General features: G+C 68.7%; 12 protein-coding genes. 10 read left to right on the top strand and 2 right to left on the bottom strand.

The window, feature by feature from the left end; translation table 11 throughout:
* Genes sctJ through A6M56_RS00275 form a run of 7 tightly spaced genes read left to right on the top strand, consistent with a single transcriptional unit; the run spans nt 1 to nt 5,729 of the window.
* Complete coding sequence (gene sctJ, locus A6M56_RS00245; RefSeq protein WP_102078957.1) at nt 1–777, top strand: type III secretion system inner membrane ring lipoprotein SctJ; 777 nt, start codon at nt 1–3, stop codon at nt 775–777.
* Nucleotides 774–1,436, top strand: coding sequence for a SctK family type III secretion system sorting platform protein (locus A6M56_RS00250; protein ID WP_052698642.1), 663 nt, complete (start codon nt 774–776; stop codon nt 1,434–1,436). Before sctJ ends, A6M56_RS00250 begins: the two co-directional genes overlap by 4 nt.
* The gene (gene sctL / locus A6M56_RS00255; RefSeq protein ID WP_045219955.1) at nt 1,418–2,023 is read left to right on the top strand and encodes a type III secretion system stator protein SctL; all 606 of its coding nucleotides are present in this window, start codon (nt 1,418–1,420) and stop codon (nt 2,021–2,023) included. Before A6M56_RS00250 ends, sctL begins: the two co-directional genes overlap by 19 nt.
* Nucleotides 2,020–3,378 carry a FliI/YscN family ATPase gene (locus A6M56_RS00260; RefSeq protein WP_286757562.1) on the top strand — a complete coding sequence of 453 codons (1,359 nt, stop codon included), beginning with the start codon at nt 2,020–2,022 and terminating at the stop codon, nt 3,376–3,378. The genes sctL and A6M56_RS00260 overlap by 4 nt, the downstream gene beginning before the upstream one ends.
* Nucleotides 3,375–3,860, top strand: a complete 486-nt coding sequence (locus A6M56_RS00265) for a hypothetical protein (RefSeq protein ID WP_102078956.1) — start codon at nt 3,375–3,377, stop codon at nt 3,858–3,860. Before A6M56_RS00260 ends, A6M56_RS00265 begins: the two co-directional genes overlap by 4 nt.
* A 28-nt stretch (nt 3,861–3,888) precedes the next feature.
* Nucleotides 3,889–4,665, top strand: coding sequence for a type III secretion system export apparatus subunit SctT (gene sctT / locus A6M56_RS00270; RefSeq protein WP_233902614.1), 777 nt, complete (start codon nt 3,889–3,891; stop codon nt 4,663–4,665).
* On the top strand, nt 4,662–5,729 hold the full coding sequence (locus A6M56_RS00275) for an EscU/YscU/HrcU family type III secretion system export apparatus switch protein (RefSeq protein WP_102078955.1): 1,068 nt from the start codon (nt 4,662–4,664) through the stop codon (nt 5,727–5,729). The genes sctT and A6M56_RS00275 overlap by 4 nt, the downstream gene beginning before the upstream one ends.
* 47 nt (nt 5,730–5,776) lie before the next feature.
* Here the strand turns inward: A6M56_RS00275 and A6M56_RS00280 are convergent, their stop codons facing one another.
* On the bottom strand, nt 5,777–13,507 hold the full coding sequence (locus A6M56_RS00280) for a glutamate cyclase domain-containing protein (RefSeq protein WP_102078954.1): 7,731 nt from the start codon (nt 13,505–13,507) through the stop codon (nt 5,777–5,779).
* A gap of 262 nt (nt 13,508–13,769) precedes the next feature.
* On the opposite strand from A6M56_RS00280, the gene A6M56_RS00285 reads away from it, so the two are divergent.
* Nucleotides 13,770–14,714 (top strand): LysR family transcriptional regulator, encoded by a 945-nt coding sequence (locus A6M56_RS00285; protein WP_102078953.1) that lies wholly within the window; start codon nt 13,770–13,772, stop codon nt 14,712–14,714.
* A gap of 19 nt (nt 14,715–14,733) precedes the next feature.
* On the opposite strand, the gene A6M56_RS00290 is transcribed toward A6M56_RS00285, so the two are convergent.
* The gene (locus A6M56_RS00290; protein ID WP_102078952.1) at nt 14,734–15,660 is read right to left on the bottom strand and encodes a glutaminase; all 927 of its coding nucleotides are present in this window, start codon (nt 15,658–15,660) and stop codon (nt 14,734–14,736) included.
* A 209-nt stretch (nt 15,661–15,869) separates the two neighbouring features.
* Between A6M56_RS00290 and A6M56_RS00295 the strand changes: the two genes are divergently transcribed.
* Together A6M56_RS00295 and A6M56_RS00300 are read left to right on the top strand one after the other, a co-directional pair.
* The gene (locus tag A6M56_RS00295; protein ID WP_373271723.1) at nt 15,870–16,697 is read left to right on the top strand and encodes a putative hydro-lyase; all 828 of its coding nucleotides are present in this window, start codon (nt 15,870–15,872) and stop codon (nt 16,695–16,697) included.
* Between the two features lie 147 nt (nt 16,698–16,844).
* Nucleotides 16,845–18,158, top strand: a complete 1,314-nt coding sequence (locus A6M56_RS00300) for an MFS transporter (protein WP_102078951.1) — start codon at nt 16,845–16,847, stop codon at nt 18,156–18,158.
* Nucleotides 18,159–18,205: the final 47 nt, after the last annotated feature.

Here is an 18,205-nt window from a genome sequence, read left to right on the forward strand (position 1 = left end):
ATGAAGCGATTGCTCGGGGTGCTGCTCGCGTTGGCGTGCCTCTTTGGCCTGGCCGGGTGCGAGCAAGAGCTGTACACCGGCCTGTCAGAGGTCGAGGCCAACGAGATGGTCGCCGCGCTGTCCTCGGTAGGCATCAGTGCGCAAAAGACGGTGCAGGAAGGCCAGGGCCAGGAGGGCCGCACCTGGACGCTCACCGTCGACCAGGCCGACATGGGCCCATCGCTTGCCGTGCTGCGCGCGCAGGGGCTGCCGCGTCCGCGCCTGGCGTCGCTCGGTCAGGTGTTCCAGAAGCAGGGGCTGGTGGCCACGCCCGCTGAAGAACGCGTGCGCTACATCTATGGCGTGTCGCAGGAGCTCTCGCGCACGCTGCTGGATGTGGATGGCGTCATGCTCGCGCACGTGCACGTCGTCATTCCCGAGAACGATCCGTTGGCGGACAAGGCCAAGCCCGCTTCGGCGGCGGTGTACATCCGCTACCGGCCCGGCGTGAACCTCACCGCCATGGCGCCCATGGTCAAGGACCTGGTTGCCCACAGCATCGAAGGGTTGAGCTACGACAACGTCTCGCTGTTCCTGCAGGGTGCGCAGCCCGTGCCGGTGGACGTGCGCAAGGGCACGGCGCTGCTCGGCACGTTCAGCATGCGCAATCCGCTGGTGTGGCTGCTCGGCCTGCTCATCGTCGCGGCGCTGGCGGTGACGGGGCTGGTTGCGTGGCGGCGCGGCGTGTTCGACGGGCTGGGCAGGCCAGGCACGCGCGAAGCGGAGCGCGCCTCATGACGACCGATGCGCGCCTGGCCGGGCTGGTGGCTACGTTCAACCTGCGGCCCGACCGGTACATCGATCCTTCATGGCTGCCGGCCGACTGGCCACTGCCGTTGCGTGACCCGGCCAGCTACGGGGAGCCAGGCCGCGCGGTACTCGCGCGCGCGCTGCTGCAGGCGCATCACCTCGATGAGGAATGGGATTACGACTTCGCGCCCGTGGACAAGCGCATCGCCCTGTTGCCCGGCAACGCGCTCGAACACATGGCCGTGTGCTGCGGCCTGTGCCTGCACCGCCAGTGGCTGCGCGAGGCGGACGTTCCGCGCAAGACGCGGCAGGCCATCGACCTGGCCTTCGGTGCGCCGCTGATGGCGTTTGCCCTCGAGCGCATGCCGCCCTTCGAGGCGGTGGCAGAAACGCTGCAGACGCAGCGCCAGCACCCGCGCCTGGCGGTCGAGACATTGCGTGCACGCGGGCGCCGGCTGCTGACCGATTTCCTCGCGCCGTTCGGCCCCGCCGTCCTGCGCCGCCTGGCGCTGAAGTTTCCGCGCAACGCAGGCGGTGCGGATCGTCCGCCGTATCTGCTCGGCCGCACGCAGCGCGCGGAGCTGGGAGAGCTGTTGCGACTGAGCTTGATTCCTGAACAGGTGCCGGCATGGGACTGGCTTTTCTGATTACCACCGACAAGCTGCACATCCTGAGCGAGCGCAAGGTGCTCAAGCAGCACGAGTACGCCGCGCTGCTGGATGCCACGAGCATCCTCGCGACCGCGCAGGAAGAGCGTGCCCGCCTGCTGGAAGACGCCCAGGCGCAGCGCGAGCAACAGCTCAAGGCGGGCTACGACGCCGGCTACGAAAAAGGCCAGCGCGAGGCGGCCACGCGCCTGTATGCCGATGCGCTGGCCAATGCGCGCGCGCTGGCCGCCATGAAGCAGTTGATGGCCGAACTGGTGACGCGCACCGTGCGCGAGCTGGCGGCCGACCTGCCCCGCGACGCCATCTATGCCAAAGCCTTCGCGCGCATCGAAGCGCTGGTCGAACACGAGCCCGTGCTGACGGTGCGCATTGCCCCGCAGCAGGTGGCCGATCTCGAACGCGTGCTCGACACCATGACCGACGGCACGCGGCGCGTGCGCGTGGTGCCCGACGCCAGCCTGTCGGAAGATGCGCTGGTGGTGGAAACGGCCTCCGGCGTGGTCGAGGCGGGCATCGATACGCAGCTTGCCGCGCTGCATGCCGCGCTGGTGGGGGAGCAGACATGAACGGACCCGTCGCCTCGCACATCATCGACGCCAGCAAGCTCGAGCGCAGCCTGCGCGACGCGCTTGAGCGCTCGGATGGTGCAGCCGCCGGCGTGCAGATGCGCGGCCGCATCCACCGAGCGGTCGGGCTGATGCTCAATGCCTCCGGCATCCAGGCCCGGCTGGGCGAGGTGTGCGAACTGCGCACGCCGGGCGAGCGCAGCGTCTATGCCGAGGTCGTCGGCTTCGAGAGGCAGTCGACGCTGCTGACGCCGCTTGGCAGCGTGCATGGCCTGTCGGCCGCCACGGAGGTGATCCCGTCGGGCAGCGCGCATCGGTTTGGCGTGGGCGATGCGCTGCTTGGCCGCGTGCTCGACGGCCTCGGCGCGCCGATGGACGACGCGGGCCCGCTGTACACGAGCGGGCGGGTGTCGACGCATGCCGAGCCGCCAAGCCCGCTGGCACGGCGGCGGATCGACGCGCCGCTGTCGACGGGCGTGCGCGCGATCGACGCCATGTTGACAGTCGGCATCGGCCAGCGGCTCGGCATCTTCGCGCCATCGGGCGTCGGCAAGAGCACGCTGCTCGGCATGATCGCGCGTGGCGCGCAGAGCGACGTCAACGTCATCGCGCTGATCGGTGAACGCGGGCGCGAGGTGCGCGAGTTCCTGGAACTGTGCCTGCCCGAGGCCACGCGCCGCAAGACGGTGCTGGTGGTGTCCACGTCGGACCGCCCGGCCATGGAGCGCGTGAAGTGCGCGCTGGTGGCCACCGCCGTGGCCGAGTACTTCCGCGACCGGGGCAAGAACGTCCTGCTGCTAGTGGATTCGCTCACGCGCTTCGCCCGAGCGCAGCGCGAGGTCGGACTGGCCAGCGGTGAGCCGCCCACGCGGCGCAGTTTTCCGCCGTCCACGTTCTCGGTGCTGCCGCAGTTGCTGGAGCGGGCGGGGGCGGGGGCGCAGGGCGTCATCACGGCGTTCTACACCGTTCTCGTGGAAGGCGATGAAGAAAGCGACCCGATCGCCGAAGAAGTGCGCTCCATCGTGGATGGGCACATCGTGCTGTCGCGCAAGCAGGCGCTGGCGGGGCGGTATCCGGCCATCGACGTGCTGGCGAGCATCAGCCGCGTGATGCCGCAGGTGACGACGCCCGGGCATCGCGCAGCCGCGCAGCGTGTGCGCGAACTGCTCGCCAAGTACCAGGAGATCGAATTGCTCGTGCAGATCGGCGAATACCGCGAGGGCAGCGATGCCCTGGGCGACACCGCTTTGCGCGCGCATGCCGCGCTGACGCGTTTCTTCGAGCAGGATGCCGATACGCGCGTGCCGCTGGAGCGCACGGTGGCTGACCTGCAGGCCGTGGTGGGGGCGCTATGAGCGACGTGCTGCAGCAACTTGCCCGCGTGCGCGAGGCACGCAAGCTTGCCGCGCTGGCCCGGGCGCAGAAGCAGGCGGCGCTGGTCGCACAGGCCGCCGCGCAGGAAGCGGCGGCCCGGCAAGGGCTGCAGCGGGTGGTCAGCGCGCGGTCGGCGCACGATGCCGCCATCGAGCGGGCCGTGCGTGACGATGCGCGCGGCGCCGTCGTGCTGCTGTGCGAGGCCAACGCGGCACGGCTGGCGCTCGACCGCGCCATCCTCGACGCGCATCGCCAGTCGGCGCACGCGGGCGCGGCGCTGGCGGCCGAGCAGGCAGCCCAGATGCAGGCGCAACAGCGCGTCGCGCGCGCCAACGCCAGGTGCGAAGCGGTGGCGCGTGCCGAAGAGCGCGTAGCGGCCGCGCAGCGCCGTGCGCAGGCGTGGCAGGAGGAAGACGCCGCGCTGGAAGCACAGCTCGCGCGCTCCACCGTCATCACGGGCTGACCCGATGCAAGGGTTCGATCCGCATTCCATGGAAGGGCTGTTCCGCCAGGCACTGCTGGTGCTGCCGCGCCTGCTGCCCATCATGTTCATCGTGCCGGTGTTCAGCGGCCGGGTGGTGACGGGCATGGTGCGCAGCGGGTTCATCGCCATCCTCGCGGTGTTCGTGGCGCCGTCCATGGCGGGAGCGGCCATGAACGTGCAGGGCGGCGGGCTGTGGATGGCGCTGGCGCTCAAGGAGGCACTGATCGGCGTGTTGCTCGGCATGGCGTTCGGCGCGCTGCTGTGGGCCATCGAGAACATCGGCCACCTGATCGACTTCCAGACGGGCTCGGGCAACGCCTCGTTCTTCGATCCCGTGGCCGGCCACGAAAGCGGCCCGACGGCGAGCTTCCTCGGCTTCATGGCCATCACGCTGTTTGTCACCGGCGGCGGGCTGCACGTGATGCTCGGCGCGTTCTTCGAGTCGTACAAGCTCTGGCCCATCGAGCGCATGCTGCCCAGCGCGTCGGTGGCGCTCGAACAGTTTGCCGTGCGCGAGGCCGACAGCGTGCTCGGCTGGACGCTCAGGCTCGCCGCGCCCGTGATCATCGTGCTGGTGGTGGCGGAACTCGGCATCGGGCTCATCAACCGGTCGGTGCCGCAGCTGAACGTGTTCCTGTTTGCGCAACCGGTGAAGAGCCTGCTGGCGGTGCTGATGATGGTGCTGTTCCTCGGCTTCGTGTTCGAGTCGCTGCGCACCTTCCTGGCCGGCAACGGCGAGATGGTCTGGCTGCTGCGCGCCTTGCTGCGCCAGCCCGCGTCATGAGCGAGAAGCAGCACAAGCCCACGCAGCGCCGGCTGGAAGATGCACGGCGCGAAGGAGAGGTGGTGCGCAGCGCCGATGTGGTCGGTGCGCTCGTCTTCATTGGCGTGCTGATGTTGCTGTGGCAGGGCGGGCCATGGCTGCTCGAACGCCTGCGCGGCCTGCTGGTGCAGAACGTGGCCGCAGCCGCCCGCGCGCACGATCCGTCTGCGGCGGTGGTGCAGGCGCTGGTGTCGGCGGGCGGGCAGTGGCTGCTGGTCAGCGTGGCGGTGTTCGGCATGGTGGCCGTGCTGGCGGCGCTGGGCGCATTCGCGCAGGTGGGCGGCATGGTGGCGCCCAAGCGCCTGGCGCCCATGCTGTCGCGGCTGAACCCCGGTGAGGGGATCCAGCGCATGTTCTCCGTGCGCAACCTGGTCGGCCTGGCGATCATGCTGCTGAAGGTGGGCTGCCTGGCGCTGATGCTGTTCGTGGTGCTCCGCGGGTCGTTGTCGCTGCCGCTGCAGGCCGGTTACGGGCGGCCGGCGGCCATCCTGGCCGTGGTGGCGCACCTGGTGCTGGTGCTGTTCGGATGGGCGGCCGTGGTGTACGTGCTGATGGCTGCGGTGGACTACTGGCACGTGCGCTTCGAGTTCTTCAAGAAGAACCGCATGTCGACCGAAGAACTGCGCCGCGAACACCGCGAGCTGCAGGGCGACCCGCATATCGTCGGGCGCCGTCGGCAGCTGGCGCTGGAGGTGCAATACAGCGCGCTGGAAGACCGCATGCGCATTGCCACCGCCGTGGTATTCAGCGCGCGGCATGCCGTGGCGCTGTACTACCCGGGCGACGGCACGCTCCCGATGGTGATTGCCAAGGGCAGCGGAGAGGCCGTCCAGCGCATCCGCCAGATGGCCGAGTACCACCTGGTGCCCACGGCCGCAAATGCCGGCCTGGCCGAGCGCCTGCACGACACCGTGCCGATGGATACCACCATCGGCCGCACGCTCTTCCGCGATGTGGCGGCGCTGCTGCGCTGGGCCGACGGCGCGGATGCGATGGGCACGCCTTATGTCTCGTCGCGGTCCTGAGCCGGGACCGCGCCAGGACAGTCGGCGTATGCCGGCCTGCGGGTCCGCTAACCGATCCGCACGATGTCGCCCGGCACGACGAGGTCCGGGTCTTGCGCTGTCGCGCCCGGCGTCTGCGGATCGCCGTCCAGCGCGGCCCAGTCGAACTGGTGGTTCAGTGCATGCAGCTTGGCGAGCGCGGCTGCCGTGCGCGCGTCCGACGCGGGAGCCTTCGTGCCGAGCAGCCTGGCCGCATCGGCGGCGCTCAGGCGCCAGAGCGTGTCGCCGGGGCCGACGATCGCGTATTGCGGCGACGTAGCGGTGCCCACGGACCGCAGCGCCTGCGTGGCGTCGGCACGCAGCACTTCGCCGCTGACCCCCTGCATGTCCGGAAACGCAAGCGTGGCGACAGGCGGCATGCCCTGATCCTGCTGGTTGTCATTGCCCTTGCCCTTGCCCTTGCCCTTGCCATTGCCCTGCACTTGCGACACCGCGGGCGCGGGCGTCTGGTTTGGTACGAAGAACTCGATGCCGAAGCGCGTGACGGCAGCCACACCCAGCAGCACGCCGCCGGGCACCATCGCACTGCTCGGCAGGCGCTTGCCGACCTTCGGCATCAGGTCGCCCGCCAGCCGCAGCGCGCCGGCGCCGAATGCGAGATCCAGCGCGGCCTTGGTGGCGCCCATGGCGGGGCTGTTGGTGTGCATGAGCGCATCGTTCATCGCCAGCGGCACCGAGCCGACCGTGTACAGCGACATCGTGAACGCCTGCGCGCGGTTCAGCCATGGGCTGCCCATGGTGGCCTTGTCGTTGAACGTGGCGCCGAGCCGCCCCGCAAAGTTGCGGCTGGACAGCGCCAGGTTGGCCGTCAGGAACAGCGCGTTGCTCCAGAAGGCCGGTGTATTGAGATGCGCGCCGTGCGTGGCAAACCAGTACGCAGTATTGCCGTTGTTGAGCGCGAGCGTGAGCAATTGCAGCGTGTCGTTGGCGCGGCCCGTGAAGCTCTTGGGCGACAGCAGCTTGCCGGGCGCGCCCAGCAGCGCTTGCAGGCGCCGCACGTCCGGGTCGCTCTTCTGCGCTGCTGGGTCGTCCTTGCGCGCGAGGGCGGCGGTGAGCGCATCCGGATTCGACTGGAAATGGTCGATCGCTTCCCCGATCGCCGCGCGGTCGGCCTTTGAGATGCCCCAGCGTCCGGCCTGGCCGCGCACGTTGGTCTTGAGCCATGCCAGGGCCGCAGCGGAGTCCTCCGTGCCCAGCTTGCCGAGCTGTTCGTTGATCGCACGTGCCTTGTTGGCGCGCAGCGCGGCAATGCCGCCGCGATAGATGAACGACAGCGGGCTGGTGACGGCCGGGTCGAACGCCGCGGAAGGAATGTGCGCGGACGTGAGCGTGGCTGACGTCGCGGCCGTCGAGAACGCGCCCGTGAGCGAGCCCGCGAAGATCCAGCGGATCCACGGCTTGCGCTTGGGCTCGTCGCTGCCGGCGGTGCCGTCCGGCGCCTTCGGTGGCGTGCCGCTGCCGTCGTCTCCTGCGCCGGCGGGCTTTGCGGCCGACGTGGTCGGCTCGCCCGTCTTGCCGCTCGTGGGCGGCGTGTTCGACGCAGGGTTGCCGGGCTGCGGACCTTCCGGGCCCTGCGGGCCGGTGGCGCTCGCGGCAGGCGGCTCGAGCTTTTGGCCCGCGGCCAGGTTGATCATGCGGACGACGGTCTCGTATGCGTTGCGGTCCTGCCCGCCAACGGTCGCCTGCGCGCGGCCCGTTGCGCCATCGATGGCACCGGCGTCGACCGTGGCTTGCAGCACGTCCATGTGCTGCTGGTGCGTGGTCAGCAGATCGGTGCGGCCGGCCGCTTTCAGGGCGGATGCTGCCAGGCCGTGCGCGCCCCAGTTGGACGTCGATGCCGTCACCAGGTGGGCGGCCGGCACCACCGAGCGCGGGTCGACCACTGTGCCGTCGGGCAGCGTCACGCGCGGCGCCGTGCGGCGCGTGTTGCCCATGCCGGCCTCGTGCCCGCGCGAGCCCACGCCGATCGTCACCACGCCGTCGGCCTTCCAGCCCGCCACGGCCACTTCATCGAGCGGCACGGTCTGGTCGGTGACGTCGACGCCGTTCTGGTCGATGTAGCGGCCCTCGGCATTGCGGCCGTGCACGTTGATCGAGACGATCGCGTCCGGCGATTCGGCGCCGAGCAGGTCATGCGCGAAGTTGCGTGCCGCTTCGCCGGGCGCGGCATCGAACGGGATGATGCTGTAGTCGTTGACGGCCGCGCCGCGCGCCTGCAGGGCGGCATCGAGCGCGGGCACCGCTTCATGCGGCACCACGTAGACGATCTCCTTGCCGGCCGCCCGCATGTCGTGGCCGAAGAGCGCCGCACCGGCCAGGCCGTCGGTGTCCACGGCGCCGTGCGCATTGCGCGAGCCGGCCAGGACGAGGATGCGGTTGCTGTTCTGCAGCGCGCCCGCGGCGTTGTCGATGCCGAGCGGGTTCTCGATGCGGGCCATGTCGGGGTCGAACATCGCCATCACGGCATTGCTGATGGGGCTGGGCTCGATGCGCCGGTTCGGCGGAATCACGTCGTCGAGCGTCTTGCCGGGACCGAAGCGGCGCACCCGCTGCACGGGCACGTCGGGCAGTTCCATCAGGTTGCGTGCCGATTCGCTCACGGCCTTGGTCTTGCCCGAGGTCACCACGTAAGGGTCGGTGGCGTACGCGGCGCTGGGCACCTTCCATTCGCGCGCGTCGATGGCCTTGAGGACGGCCTCCGCCTGGTACTTCATCGGGTCGATGACGGGGATGTCCATGCCACGCTTTTCCAGCGAGCGCACCAGGAAATCCTTCATGGCCGGGTAGTGGGTGCAGCACAGCCAGAGCGACGTTGTGTTCGGGTCCAGCTCGGCCACATAGGCGTCGGAGGCGGATTGCAGCTCGGTCTTCACGGCCGGGTCGTCACTCTTGTGCTTGAGGGCGTTGACGAAATCCGCGAACTTGTGGGCGGCCACGGCCTGCGGGCGGATGGCGCCATCGGTGAGCTCGGCCACCGTGTTCTGGTAGGCGCCGCTCTTGACGGTGCCGGCGGTGGCGATGACGGCAGGGCGGTCGCCGCCGTGCTGCACGATCGCGCGCGAGGTGATATCGATCAGATCGATGACCGGCACGTCGATGTTCTCCAGCGCCTTCGGGAACGCCGTGCAGGCGGTGTTGCACGCCATGGCGACCATCGCCGCCTTCAGGCGCCGCGCGGTCTGCAGGCCATTGCCGACCAGGCGGACCAGTGTGTCCGGCCCCTTGGGTCCGTAGGGGGCGTTGGCGTGGTCCACGACGATGGCCACGCGCAGGTCTTCGCCGGTCTGCGCCTTGATGGTCGCCAGCATGTTCCTGGCCGCGATCAGGCCGCCGTTGCTGGAGTCGAACGCGGCCAACGTGAAGGGCTCGGTGGCCGTTGCCTGATCGAACGTCTTGCCCTTGGGCATGTGGTTCATCGCCTCGGTCAGCAGCACGAGCATGCCCTGGTGTACCTGCGACGGGAAGCCGTCCACGCTGGCTTCGCCCTTGCGGCTCACGCCGTCCACCGCGCCAGCCTCCACCGAGGCCTTGATGGCCGCGTGCAGCTGCTCGGGCTTGGGCATCAGGTCCATGCGGCCCATCTGGCGCAGCATGTTGGCGAGAATGGCCTGCGCGCCGAAGTTGGAGTTCCACGCCGTGACGGGAAAATCCACCGGCACCGTCGACGCGAAATCGACCTGGCTGCCGTCGGCCAGTGCGACGGCCGGGATCTTGCTGCGCAGGCTGCCCATGCCGGCTTCGTTGCCGCCGTCGCCAACGCCCACCGTGATGATGCCGTCGCGTTCGTTGGCGGCCAGCACGATCTCGTCTTTTGGCGCGTTCACGTCGGCCACCGAGACGCCGCGCATGTTCAGGTAGTCGCCGTCGGCATTGCGCGCGGGCAGTTCGATGGCGACCACCGCCTCCGGCTGCACGCGGTCGAGCAGCGCGTTGGCCGCATCGCGCGCGGGCTGGCCACGCCTGGCGTCGAACAGCTCGAGCTTGACGAGGTTGCCGCCTTCGTACGTGTCCAGCACGGCCTGCAGCACCGGCATGCTGGCCGAGTCGGTGGCGATGGTGATGTCGTAGCCGGCGCGCGCCAGCGTCGCGGCTTTTTCTGCGGCGCCGACGGGGCCGTCGGTTTCCGGCAGCAAGCGGCCCGTTTCAGCGTCGCGCCCGACCGTGAAGCCGGTCACCATCAGGATGCGCTTAACGCCGACCAGCGCCGCCGCCGCGTCTTCCGTGCCGCCCTTGACGAAGAAATTGCGGATGCCGCGATCGACGAAGATGGCCTGGATGCGGTCGACCGGCGACATGATGCGATCGGCCGTCCGCCCGAACACCGACGACTTGCCGCGATAGAGCTGCATGCGCTGGCGCCAGCTCATGCGCACCGGGTCCTTGATGTTGGCGGTGTCGCGCGCGAACTCGGCCTTGTCGAGGATGAGCCGGCGCTGCTCGTCGCTCATCTTTGCCAGCGCGGCCGCCAGGCGCCGCACGCCGATGCCGCGCGGGTGGCGGCCGACGGTGCTGCCGCTGGTGCGGTAGTTCTCGGCGTCGAGCAGCAGGTTGGCATGCCGCGCCAATGCGTTCTGCTGGTCCGCATCCAGCGCCTTCTGGGTGTCGGTGAAGCCCGTGAGCGTGACCTCCGGGTTGGCAAGATCATCGAGCGCACCGGGCAGCGGACGCGATGGGCGCGCGGGGCCGGTGCCCGGCGGATCGGCTGCGCTGCCGGTCTTGTCCGTCGTGGAATCGGCCACCGGTCCGGTCTTGCCCTTGGGGGGGGCCGCGGGGTCGGTGCCGGCCTCGGTGGTCTTGCCGTCGTTGCCGGTCGTGCCGCCTTCGGGCTCGGTGTGCTGGCCGCCGGTCTGCGTGACGACCGGCTCGTTGGTCGGATCGCCCTTGGGCCGTCCGGCGCTGGCGGGGTCGTTGGCGGCCATCGTGGTCGGCTCCGCCGGCATCTCCGTGGTCTTGTAGCGGTCGGCGTTGTTCTTGAGTGCATTGAGCAGGCCGGTGCGCTCGGTGCCTTGCGAGAGGCCCATGCGTTGGAGCATGCGCGTCGCACCGATCTGGCCGAGGCCGAGACCGAGGAACATGATCGCCTCGGCCTTCTGCTCGCCCGACATGCGGTCGCCGTACATCAGGAGATCCCTGACCTGCGCGCCGGTCATGACCACGCCGGCTATCCCCGCGACGACGTCCGATGCGGTGCGGGTGAGCCTGAACATCCTCGAGGCGGCCGCCGCTTCCGACACCGCCGAGAGGCCCTTGCCGGCGAGGCTGTATTCGCCCGCCGCAGACGTGACGATCGCCAGCCAGTCGTTGAACGCCTCGGGGTTCGTCGGCGACCACGACCGGCCGTGATCGGCCAGTGTGTTCAGGTGGTCGATCGATTCCCCCACCATCCAGCCCGTGCCGACCGCCACCATCGCACCGCCCACGAACGACAGCGTGCCGCCCGAACCGACCGAGAGGATGACCCCGCCCACCGCCGTGGCTACGCCGGCCACGATGTCGACCACGTGCCGGATCTTCTGGCCCGTGGTGGTGATGTGCGCACTGAAATGGTCGACGTCCGGAACCCCGGTGGGGCCGGCCGTGACGCTGCCCGCCAGGTTCTTCGGCACGTAGATCGTGCCGCCGTCGGACAGCGCGTTGTTGCGCCGGTATTCGTCGAGGTCCTTGTACTCCCAGCCGCGGTCGTCGATGTAGTGCGTCTTGCCGTCGGTGCCCTTCACCTCGAACAGTGCCGTGGGCATGACGCCCGCGCTCTTGTCCACATAGGCGATCGGAATGGCCTTGACGGTCGGGTTGTCGCCGCCGTACTTGTGGATCGCGTCGCTGACCTCGTTGATGATCTTCGTGCTGTTGCCGCTGGTGAACCACGCCGTGCCGGTGGCGCCGCTGCCTTGCGCGCCGGCGTTGTCGGCCTGGATCATCAGCGCGCCGCCGATGTAGTTCTTGAGCTGCGTGTCGGCGTCGGGGCCGGTGAACGTCTGGCGCTTGTCGTTGTAGAGCGGTGTGTCCTTGCCGAAGGTCGCCTTCGACATCTGGCCGAAGAGGGTCTTCAAGCCCGCGTCCTGGTCTGCCTGGAAAGTGTTGTAGTCCGCTTCCGCCTGCCGCTGCCGGACCTTCTCGTTGCCGCGCTCGAAGGCCCGCTGCAGCATGTCGGCGTTGGGCAGGTCCTTGCCGTGCTGCTGGATCAGCGCGTTCGTGAGCGTGCCGCCGTTGCCTTCGCCCACGGCGTTCTGCACGGGCGTCCACGACGGCATGGTGCCTCCCGAGCCGGAGGTCTGCATGCTGTAGAGGAACGACTTGGCGTCGGCGTTCGTGGTCAGCCAGTTGGCCACCTGCTGCGCGTGGTCGGTACTCGGCTGGTCGCTGGCAAAGCGCGGCGCGTCGGCCACGGCGGCTGCGAGGCTCAGCCCGCCGTAGAAATCCGACCCATGAGCGATCAAGCCGGACGTATCGCCCGAGTTGCTCTGGAACCAGTGGCCGTTGTCGTTGAAACGGTCCTGAACGGTGGACAGCAGGTTGCTCGCCACCTCAGGCGGTGCCACCTTGGCGAGGTCCTTCATCCATTTGCCGACGGCGTCGTACTTGACGGTGCTGTCGGCCATCTTCCTGCCGCTGTCGGGGTCGCTCGGGTCGTATTTGTAGACCTGCGTGAGGTTGGTGATCTGCCTGTCGAAGTAGTCGCTGTGGGCACCAAAGAAGGGCTCGCCGGCTACCTGGAACAGGTGGTCGCGCGCTTCGGTATCGGCGCTGGAAACCGATACGTCGTTCATGTTGGTGGCAAGGATCTTCAGCGCGCCCTCGGCGTCGCCGTTCTTCATGTGCTGCGTGACCTGATCCTTGGTGTAGGCCACGCGCACGTCGTAGCTGGCCGCCCCGATCTGCTCGAAGACCTGTTCGGCGTTCTTCTCCTTGCCGTACGGCCGGGCAAGCTGCACGCACGCAAACTGCACGGGGTCGTTCGTGGCAAGCGCCTTGTCCTGCGCCGACAGCGTCGGGTCGTTCGGGTCGACGTGCTGGATCTGGTAGCGGATCGCGTCACCCGTGGCGATGTTCCTGGCAAACGCAATGCTGCCGTCGTCCCAGTCGGGGTGCGCCTTGGCCAATGCGTCGACCGCGCTGTCGGCCGCCTTCAGGTTGTCGCCAGAGCCGAACGTCTCGTAGCCGGCAAGCTCGTTGCCGATGGCCGTCTTGAACGTCTGTATGGCCTTCTCCAGATCAGCCTGCGCGGCGCTGACGGAGTCGCCCTTGTCTTCCGCGGCGATGCGGCTGGTGACCTTGACGCTCTGCGCCTGGTGCAGCTTGTCCTGGGCATCGAGCACGCCGTCGCGTGCTTCGGACGTCGCGCGCTGGCTCGGGTCTTGCTTCTCCACCGCTTCCTTGGCGTCGTCGACGATCTTGTCGAGCCATTTGGCGTCTGGGTCCCGCTTCTTGATGGCGGCAGCGGCATCTTCCACGGCCTGCTTTTCGTTGCCGGGCGCCGCCTGGTCCGCCTGCAGGCGCAGTTCGTTCTGCACCGAGGTGATGACATCGGACAGCGGCCGGTCGAGCTTTGCCTTTGCGGCGTCCGAATCGTCGCCATTCTTGATGTAGTTGTTGACCGCGCCGTTGGCGTTCTGGATGGCCGTGTCGGTCTTGGTCCTGGCGCTGGCGGCGGCCTGCTGCTGTTCTGGCGTGGGCTGGGGCTTCGGGGGCGGCGGCCGGTAGTAGACGATGCGGCCGTTGATCTCGTCGATGGCGGGCATGGTGTTCTCCAGCGGCGCCCCATGCGGGGTGTGCCTGATTGAAAGCAACCCGGTGATAGGGGCATTCTGGACGCCGGTCGGCAACGCAGCTATTGGCAAAACACGTAGTGCGGCGGCGGCGTGTGATGCAGTGCGTTGTAGAAACTACGAGACGCCGTGGCCGCCGGCACGGGGCTTGGTAAGAATGACGGCGGCGGGGTGGGCCAGCCCCGTACGCGCAAGGCGGTAGAAGGGCCGCACACAACAGCATGAGGGGCAGGGCATGAACCTACGGTTTCTGGAAACCTTCGTCTGGGTCGCGCGATTGCGCAGCTTCCGTCTCACGGCCGACAAGCTGTTCACCACGCAGGCGTCCATCTCGGCGCGCATTGCCGCGCTGGAAGAGGAACTGGGCGTGCGCCTGTTCGACCGCGACACGCGGGGCGTGCAGCTCACGCCCGATGGCCACAAGGTGCTCGAATATGCCGACCGCATGGTCAGCACGCTGCATCAGCTGCAGGCCGCCGTGGCGCAGCGTCCCGGCTTTGAGGGCCGCGTACGGGTGGGGGCCATGGACAGCGTCATCCACACGTGGCTCTCGCCGCTGATCGCGCGCACGGCCGAGATGTTTCCCGCGCTCGAAATTGAACTGGTGGCCGACAGCGCGATGCACCTGGTCGAGCAGTTGCAGAAGGGCGCGCTCGACATCGCCTTCCAGACCGACCTGCTGCGCGCCGAGAGCGTGCGCAACGTGCAGCTGGCGCAGTACCCAATCCACTGGGTGGTGGCCACCAGCTCGCGGCTGGCGCATCCGTACGCGAGCCTTGCCGAACTGGCGCAAGAGCGGCTCATCACCTTCGTGCGCAATTCGCGGCCGCACCAGGACATGCTGAACCTGCTGCACCTGAACGGCGTGGAATCGCTGCGCGTGAACTGCGTCAACTCGGTGGCCGCCATGACGCGGCTGGTGGGCGACGGCTTTGGCGTGGGGGCGCTGCCGACCGTGCTGGTGCGCGACCGCATCGAAAGCGGTGCGCTGACGGTGCTCGAAGTGGACCCGGCCTTGCCGGCGTTGCCCGTCATCGCGTCGTGGCGCGTGGGTGCGGGGCTGGAGGTGCACGAGGCCATCGTCGGCCTGGCGCGCACGATGGCGCGGGAGTTCTGCCTCTCGGTGGGGCCGCGTTACGCGATTGCCGAAGACCTCGAGCGCAGCACCGAGGCCGCCTGAACGTGGCGCGGCGCCCGCGTCAGAAGATCGACCGGCCGGACAGCGTGGTCAGCCATTCCAGCGCCTGCAGGCCGGCCAGCGAGTTGCCGCTGACATCGAGCCCCGGCGACCACACGCACACGCCGAACTCCTCCGGCAGCACGGCCACGATGCCGCCGCCCACGCCGCTCTTGGCGGGCAGGCCGACGCGGTAGACGAAGTCGCCGGCGGCATCATAGGTGCCGCAGGTCAGCATCAGCGCGGACAGGCGCTTGGCGGGGCTGGCATCGACGATGCGCTCGCCGCTCCAGGGCACCACGCCGGCGTTTGCCAGGAACAGCACGGCGCGCGCCAGGTCGGTGCAGTTCATCTCGATGGCGCACTGGCGGCAGTAGGCATCGATCACGGTCTCCACCGGCATGTGCAGGTTGCCGAAGCTCTTCATGAAGTGCGCCATGGCGCGGTTGCGGTCGGCATGGGCCAGCTCCGATTCGGCCACGCGCGGCGCGTAATCGATGCCCGGGTTGCCGACCAGCCGCCGCATGAACTGCACCAGCGCGGTCTCGGCCTGCACGAAGCGCCGGCACAGCACGTCGGTCACGACGAGCGCGCCGGCGTTGATGAACGGATTGCGCGGAATGCCGTTTTCATATTCGAGCTGCACGAGCGAGTTGAAGGCATTGCCGGAAGGCTCGCGGCCCACGCGCTGCCACAGCGATTCGCCCTCCAGCTGGAAGGCCAGCGTGCAGGCAAACAGCTTCGAGATGCTCTGGATCGAGAACGGCACATCGGCCTTGCCCACGCGATGAACCTGGCCCTGCAGCGTGACGATGGCCATGCCGAAATCCGACGCGCTGGCCTTGGCCAGCTCGGGGATGTAGTCGGCGACGCGGCCCCGGCCGAGCCACGGCTGGATGTCGCGGTGGATGGTGTCCAGGATCGCTTGGTAATCCGCTTGGTGACGCATCGGAGGCTGGGGGCAACGGTTGGGGCGAAGGATTCTACACGCGCAGGTGTGGCTTGGGTCGTGGCCGCGGCAATCAGCTTTTTCTATCGCCTGCCATCCGAAACTTTCGTTGGACCCGGTTTCATCGCGCTTTCACAATTTGCCGCACGAACAACCTTGTGGACGAGCTTTGTATGAACATGGCAGTGGAGTCAGCCCAGGCAAAAAGAATGCCGGAACAACCGGCGCCGATTTCCGCACCTGCCCGCACGGCGGCCAGCGTGTCTTACGCGAACCCGTACTCGGCGCGGCTGGCGGCCCGCTCCGGCGTGCTGCGCGGTCACACCAGCGGGCTGTGCGATGGTCATGTGCAGGCCAATATCGTGATGCTGCGCGACACCTGGGCCAACGAGTTCCTGCGTTTCTGCCAGCTGAACCCGAAGCCGTGTCCGCTGCTGGACGTGACGGAGCCCGGTGTGCCCGTGTTCCGCCACCTGGGCCAGGACGTGGACGTGCGCCGCGATGTGCCGCGCTACCGCGTGTACCGCCATGGCGAGCTCGCCGACGAACCGCTCGACGCGGAAGCGCTGTGGACGGACGACATGGTCGCCTTCGCCATCGGCTGTTCGTTCTCGTTCGAGCACGCGCTGATGGAGGCCGGCGTGCCGCTGCGCCATATCGCCATGGCGCGCAACGTGGCGATGTACCGCACGTCGATCGACACGGCCGGGACGTCGCGCCTTGCGGGCAAGCTCGTTGTGTCGATGCGGCCGATGTCGGTGCCCGATGCCATCCGTGCCATCGAGATCACCTCGCGCATGCCGCGTGCGCACGGCGCACCGGTGCACTTTGGGGATCCGGCCGCCATCGGCATTGCGGACCTCGCGCAACCCGACTGGGGCGATGCCGTGCCCGTGCAGCCAGGCGAAGTGCCGGTGTTCTGGGCCTGCGGCGTCACGCCCCAGGCCGTGGTGCAGCAGGCACGGCCGGAGCTGTGCATCACCCACGCGCCGGGGCACATGCTGATCACCGACCTGCGCACCGCGGCGCTGGTCTGATCGGATTCGCTGCCGCATCGCAGGCCTTCAGGACGGAGAGAAGCAGGGGCGGACGGGTCGGGGTTCCCGCTGGCGCACGCAGAGGCGTTGGCCTATCACAAACAAAAAGAAGCACGAGACAGCAACAGTGAAAAAGGAGGAAGCACCATGACGACCGAAGCATCGGTTGCGCGAGCGCCCACCGAGGCGGACACCGCAGCCCCATCCGCCGCGAATCCGGGCGGCCTGTTCCGCTGGTACCGGGAGATCTCGCCGCAGGAGCGGCGCACGTTCTGGAGCTGCAAGGTCGGCTACGCGCTCGACGCCATGGACACGCAGATCCTGAGCTTCGTCATCCCCACGCTGATCGGCGTGTGGGGGCTCTCCAAGGCCGATGCGGGGTTGATCGGCACGTGCACGCTGCTGGCATCGGCGGCGGGCGGCTGGGTGGCGGGCATCCTGTCGGACCGCATCGGCCGCGTGCGCGCGCTGCAGATCACGATCCTGTGGTTTGCCGTCTTCACGTTCCTGTGCGGCCTCGCGCAGAACTACGGGCAGCTGCTGATTGCCCGCACGCTGATGGGCTTCGGCTTTGGCGGCGAGTGGACGGCCGGCGCCGTGCTGATCGGCGAGGCCATCCGCGCGCAGGACCGCGGCAAGGCCGTGGGCATGGTGCAGGCCGGGTGGGCCCTGGGCTGGGGTGCATCGGCGCTGCTGTACGCGTGGCTCTTCAGCGTGATGCCGCCCGAGACCGCATGGCGCGCGCTGTTCCTGGTGGGCATCGTGCCGGCGGTGTTCGTGTTCTTCCTGCGCCGGCTGGTGAAGGAGCCGCAGGTGTATCAGGAGGCGAAGTCTCAGCAGACCGGCGGCGTGGGCTCGAGCTTCTTTGCGATCTTCTCGCCGCGCCTGCTGAGCACGACGTTGCGGGCCGCTGTGCTGACGACCGGCGCGCAAGGTGGCTACTACGCGATCACCACGTGGCTGCCCACCTTCCTGAAGACCGAGCGCCACCTGACGGTGCTGGGCACCGGCGGCTACCTGGCGGTGGTCATCATCGGCTCGTACATCGGCTACCTGACCAGCGCCGTGCTGACGGACCGCCTGGGCCGCAAGCGCAATTTCATCCTGTTTGCCGCCGGGTCGATGGTGGTGGCGCTCGTGTACACGCAGCTGGACGTGACCGACAGCCTGATGCTGGTGCTCGGTCTGCCACTGGGCTTCTTTGCCTCCGGCATCTTTGCGGGCATGGGCGCGTTCCTGACCGAGCTGTTTCCGACCTCGGTGCGCGGCTCGGGCCAGGGCTTCTGCTACAACGTGGGCCGGGCCGTGGGCGCGAGTTTTCCGTTCCTGATCGGGCAGGTGAGCGCGCATTCGTCGCTCGGGCACGCCATCGGCATCTTTGCCGCGGGCGCGTATGGCCTGCTGATCCTGGCGGCGCTCACGCTGCCGGAAACGCGCGGCCGCGAGCTGGAGGCGATTTAATCCTTGTGCTTCCCCCAAGTGCACGGTGCGCGGCGTCCGGAAGGCGC

The sequence above is a fragment of the Ralstonia sp. RL genome (genome assembly GCF_001683835.1).
Taxonomy (GTDB): domain Bacteria; phylum Pseudomonadota; class Gammaproteobacteria; order Burkholderiales; family Burkholderiaceae; genus Ralstonia; species Ralstonia mannitolilytica.

Excerpts from the sequence above, each read along its gene's own strand:
- A6M56_RS00260 (WP_286757562.1), top strand. The coding sequence starts at position 2,020 with ATGAACGGACCCGTCGCCTCGCACATCATCGACGCCAGCAAGCTCGAG.
- A6M56_RS00280 (WP_102078954.1), bottom strand. The coding sequence starts at position 13,507 with ATGCCCGCCATCGACGAGATCAACGGCCGCATCGTCTACTACCGGCCG.
- sctJ (WP_102078957.1), top strand. The coding sequence starts at position 1 with ATGAAGCGATTGCTCGGGGTGCTGCTCGCGTTGGCGTGCCTCTTTGGC.
- A6M56_RS00285 (WP_102078953.1), top strand. The coding sequence starts at position 13,770 with ATGAACCTACGGTTTCTGGAAACCTTCGTCTGGGTCGCGCGATTGCGC.
- sctL (WP_045219955.1), top strand. The coding sequence starts at position 1,418 with ATGGGACTGGCTTTTCTGATTACCACCGACAAGCTGCACATCCTGAGC.
- A6M56_RS00275 (WP_102078955.1), top strand. The coding sequence starts at position 4,662 with ATGAGCGAGAAGCAGCACAAGCCCACGCAGCGCCGGCTGGAAGATGCA.
- A6M56_RS00300 (WP_102078951.1), top strand. The coding sequence starts at position 16,845 with ATGACGACCGAAGCATCGGTTGCGCGAGCGCCCACCGAGGCGGACACC.
- A6M56_RS00265 (WP_102078956.1), top strand. The coding sequence starts at position 3,375 with ATGAGCGACGTGCTGCAGCAACTTGCCCGCGTGCGCGAGGCACGCAAG.
- A6M56_RS00250 (WP_052698642.1), top strand. The coding sequence starts at position 774 with ATGACGACCGATGCGCGCCTGGCCGGGCTGGTGGCTACGTTCAACCTG.
- sctT (WP_233902614.1), top strand. The coding sequence starts at position 3,889 with ATGGAAGGGCTGTTCCGCCAGGCACTGCTGGTGCTGCCGCGCCTGCTG.
- A6M56_RS00295 (WP_373271723.1), top strand. The coding sequence starts at position 15,870 with ATGCCGGAACAACCGGCGCCGATTTCCGCACCTGCCCGCACGGCGGCC.
- A6M56_RS00290 (WP_102078952.1), bottom strand. The coding sequence starts at position 15,660 with ATGCGTCACCAAGCGGATTACCAAGCGATCCTGGACACCATCCACCGC.